This window comes from Streptomyces sp. NPDC059003 (assembly GCF_042740445.1).
In the GTDB taxonomy this organism is placed as follows: domain Bacteria; phylum Actinomycetota; class Actinomycetes; order Streptomycetales; family Streptomycetaceae; genus Streptomyces.
Genome location: NZ_JBHYJH010000340.1, coordinates 1 through 4,374, shown reverse-complemented (window position 1 = coordinate 4,374; position 4,374 = coordinate 1). Strand labels below are relative to the sequence as shown.

General features: G+C 63.7%; 4 protein-coding genes and 1 pseudogene. 4 read left to right on the top strand and 1 reads right to left on the bottom strand.

The window, feature by feature from the left end:
• On the bottom strand, positions 1 to 396 hold a 396-nt coding region (locus ACFWZ5_RS44980; protein ID WP_384892942.1), incomplete at its 3' end, for a transposase domain-containing protein.
• A 202-nt stretch (positions 397 to 598) separates the two neighbouring features.
• Here ACFWZ5_RS44980 and ACFWZ5_RS44975 point away from each other — a divergent pair.
• From ACFWZ5_RS44975 to ACFWZ5_RS44960, 4 genes and pseudogenes are all read left to right on the top strand, one after another.
• A pseudogene (locus ACFWZ5_RS44975) lies at positions 599 to 1,579 on the top strand (IS110 family transposase).
• Between the two features lie 147 nt (positions 1,580 to 1,726).
• Entirely contained in the window at positions 1,727 to 3,088 is a 1,362-nt protein-coding gene (locus tag ACFWZ5_RS44970) for an MFS transporter (protein WP_384892941.1), read from the top strand.
• A gap of 141 nt (positions 3,089 to 3,229) precedes the next feature.
• Positions 3,230 to 3,784 carry a hypothetical protein gene (locus ACFWZ5_RS44965; RefSeq protein WP_384892939.1) on the top strand — a complete coding sequence of 185 codons (555 nt, stop codon included), beginning with the start codon at positions 3,230 to 3,232 and terminating at the stop codon, positions 3,782 to 3,784.
• Positions 3,785 to 3,944: 160 nt separating this feature from the next.
• A partial coding sequence (locus ACFWZ5_RS44960; RefSeq protein ID WP_384892945.1) for a transposase family protein occupies positions 3,945 to 4,374 on the top strand: 430 nt, incomplete at its 3' end.

Below are 4,374 nucleotides of genomic sequence, written 5' to 3'. Positions count from 1 at the left end.
GGCTGCCGGGCAACGGTCGGCCGACCACGACGACGAGGCGGCCGTCGGCGTCGATAGCTCCGGGGCCGTGCCCAGTGGCCGTGCCACCGCGCGGAACAGCTCACGCATCACCGACCAGCCCAGCCGCTGCCGAGCCCTGGTCAGCGAGGACTTGTTCACCCCGGTCCATGGCTGCAGAACCGGCTCACCGGCCTTCACCAGCCGCAGCACCTCAAGGTAGTCCGCCTGCGGGAAGAGACACATGGCGAGGACGAAGTAGACGGTGAACCAGGCGGACAGCAACCGGCGCCGCTTCTCCTTGCGGCCTTCCTCCCCGACGACCCGGTCCACCAGCTCAGGAGGGCAGGACTGGGTCAAGATCCCTAGCCCCAACCGCTCCAACCTTGATATCAGCACACCGGCTCAATCAGCCGGACCCCACAAAAGCAACGACATTGGATCGCATGGCCTGGGGGTGGTGTCACCGGCTCCGGAGGCGTCGACAGACCGCAGGGGCATGACCACCGGCTTCTTCGGAGACAGGGAGGCTCTTCGTAATGTGGATGGGGCGATCAGTGCCGTGGCAGGGCCGGACGTGTACGACCGGAGGACACAGCACGTGATCGACGCCCGCGACATCGACGTCTACCTCGGCCTGGACGTCGGCAAGGTCGAACACCACACCACCGCCATCACCCCCGCCGGGAAGAAGGCCTTCGACTGCAGGCTGCCCAACAACGAACCCAAGCTCCGCGAGGTCTTCGCGAAACTGCAGGCCAAGCACGGCACCGTGCTCGTGGTCGTCGACCAAGTCGGCCACGATCGGAACCCTGCCGCTGGCCGTCGCCCGGGACATGGGCTGCGAAGTCGCCTATCTGCCCGGCCTGACCATGCGCTGGATCGCCGACCTCCACCCCGGCGAGGCCAAGACCGACGCCCGCGACACATTCGTCATCGCGGACGCCGCTCGCTCGATGCCACACACTCTCCGCTCCATCGAGCTGGAGGACGAGAGGGCGCCGAACTGGGCCACACACGTTGCTGCTGCCCATCGACATACTCGGCCGTCGCAGGCTCAGTAACCTGATACGTCCGAGGGCGCCCAGGATAGCCGAGCGGCTGGTCGAAGACATCTTCGCCGCACTCGACGAGCAGACTGTCGTCGTTCCCGGCACGGATGCTGCCGCGCTGATCGTCCCGAGCCTCGCCAACTCGCTTCAAGCCGTGCTCAACCAGCGCAAACTTCTCGCCGTCCGGATCGAGGATCCTCATCGATGTCGGCGACGGCACCGCATCCCCGTCCGCCACCCACCTGGCCGCCTATGCGAGCCTCGCCCCAGTGACCCGCAGTTCGGGCTCCTCGATCCGGGGCGAACAGTCCTCCCGACGAAGAAACAAGCAGCTCAAGCGAGCCTTCTTGATGTCCGCGTCCGCGGCTCCGTCCGATCCGCGATCGAGGGCCTACTACGACGAGAAGATTGCTCAGGGAAGGCACCACACTCAAGCGCTCCTCTGCCTCGCGAGACGACGAGCCGAGGTGCTCTTCGCGATGCTCCACGACGGCACCTTCTACGACCCTCAACCGAGCCCTACGGGTTGACGAAACCTGTAGGGGCCCCCATTGAATAGGGCTCCGGGGATACTCGTTCCGTCACGTGTGCGGGTCCTTCCGCACGAACTTCTCGATTTTGTATGAAACCTACGCTCGTCGGCCTTTGCCACCACCTTCTGGACGCGATCTGCTGATATGCCGCTGCCCTGGAGTCGCGTGATGACTGATCAAATGCCCCCATTCGGGGTTAAGGCCCGCAGGGCGATCCTTACTGGCGTGCTGAGCACCAGCGTCGCCTGGTACTGCCATTTCCTGTACATGGCCGCAGCCGTAGTAGTGTTTGGGCACCTCTTCCTTCCCTATGGGCATCCGTGGTCTGCCGGACTGACCACGGTGGCGGTATATGGGACGGGTATAGCAGCCCGTCCGCTAGGTGCAGTGATCTTCGGCAACTTGGCTGACCTGACGGGGCGATACCCGGCACTGGCAGTGTCGGTGTGTCTGACTGCGGCCGCTACAGGGCTGATGGCATTTCTTCCCAGCTGGCGGCAGATTGGTGTGAGCACGGGAATCCTGCTGGTCGTACTTCGCTTAGTGCAGGAATTGGGGAGCAGCGGTGTATCCGGCAGCGCGACAGTTTGCGCGCTCGAGAGCGTAAGCCCTGGGCGGCGTGGACTGGCAGGGAGCTTGCCGCAGATCGGCGTGATCTGCGGAGGGGCGATTGCCTTCGGTGTTCTGGCACTTCTTTGGTCGCTCCTGCCAGCCCCTGCATTCTATACCTGGGGGTGGCGGATTGCGTTCCTCGCCCCTGTGATCCTGCTGTGCATCTGGTGGTGGGCCAAGGAAAGCATCAACGAGGCCCAGGCCTCCATCACCCTGCCCGCCGTCGGAGCTAGCATTTACTGGCCGTTGAGGAGCTTGGTACTCCGTCATAGGCGCCGTCTGCTCATCGCGACTGGAGTCGCCCTCGGTACCGAAATCGCCTTCTCGGCGATGTCAATCGGCTACTTCCATCCGCGCCTCCTGGCAACCGGAATGTCTCAGAGTGCCAGTTTGATAGTAGTAGTTGCTGGTCTGGTAGTTTTTCTCACTGGGGTTCCGTTGTGTGGGGCTTTGTCCGACTGGTGCGGCCGTCAGCACGTGATGTTGTCTGGTGTCATACTCACGACAGCGTGCACTGCTGCCTCCTCGGTCCTTCAGCGATACAGTGACGCTCATCTCCTGAGCATCATTTTCCTCATGTCGATGGCAGGGTTTGCGGCCCTGGTCGGCCCGCAACCGGCCTTGCTGGCGCCACTATTTCCCACCTCGGTGCGGGTGAGTGCTATCGGGCTGAGCTCCTCGTGTGCTGCTGTGCCCGCTGGCCTGCTCGGGGCCACCCTGACAACTTCAACCTTGACAACGTGGTCGGGAAGCAAGCAACCGGTCACTGTGTACGCACTCGTGTTCCTCTTGGTATCCGCTGTTGCGGTGCTCCTGGCGGTCCGTGTCCAGGGCCCCAGGGCCGAGGCACTGCTCGAGCCTCAGCCCGACCCCACCCCCTCCCCCCGGCCATAGGTTTCATCCGGCCTCTGGCCATAAACACCCAGCAAGGAAGAAGGCAACATGTCTCCATCTCCCTGGTCCCGCGACCGAGCTGATCACCCGCAACACTCGCATAAACGACGCCGCACTGCTGCCTGCCTTGCAGGTGCACTTGTGCTGCTCAGTGGCCTGTTCACCATCGTGGTCCACTCCACAGCTCAGGCAGTGACGCCTGTCGTATGCAACTTCACCACTAAGGTGCACTACACTCCGGGGCTGAAGAACCTCCCGAACCCTCTGCAGGACGATATCACCATCACTACCACCAATGGTGCCCTCACCAGCTGTATTGGCGACCCCGACCTGCAGGCCGACTCCAATGGGGTGTACGCAAGTTTCACCGCATACGGAAAGGCTGCCAAGCCAGCCCTCACGAGCTGCGCCGCCGGAGCGTATGTCAGCGACAACCTGACGGACAGCAGTGTCCGCTGGAACCTGGTAAGCAACCCAAGTGACACGGCTAACTCAAGTAGTTATTCTTGGAATCTCGCCTCACTGGCCGAACAGATCACGCAGCAAAAGGGAGGTGGTGGCACCCTAACCGGGCGCTACAACGGAGCTACATTCACCTTCGCCGTCACTTCCGTCATTCCAGGGCTTGGCGCATGCAGTGACACGAACGGCCTGCAGCAGGCCACCCTCACCGGTGTCGCCACCCTAGTGCGATGAGATGAACGGCCACCCCCTTCTCGTCACCTGAGAGGCTACTGAGCCTCTTTCATCCTGCCTCTGGAGGGGTGAAATGCCTGGTCAACGGGGTGGGGTGACGAGGCAGGGCCCCTGGTCGTTGCCGTGGTGACATCACTCGTCACGCAGCGTCCGAGGGGCCCTGTTGGTCCGGTATTCTTCCACGCTCGATGTGCCGCACGAGCTGGTCGAGCACGTCTCGTGGCTGATCTACGCACGTCGGCGTGAGCTGAACTCAAGGTGGCGGAGGCTGGGTTGCTTCAAGCCGGCCCTGCTGGTGCTCGCCCACCTACGGAAGAACGAGACGTATCGGCAGGCCGGGGCCGGGGCCGGGGCCTGGTTCGGGGTGTCGGGGGCGACCGCCTGGCGATGCGTCGACGAGACTGTTGAGGTCCTGGCGGCGTGGGCGCCGGGCCTGCACGAGGCCCTCGTCGGCCTGGGCGAGGGCGACTTCGTCATCGTCGACGGCACGCTGATCCCCACTGATCGCATCAGGACGGACGGGCCCTACTACTCGCCGCGGGGTTCGGGATCAGTGGCGGCACTGCCCACGCCTATGTCCCGTCCGTCGT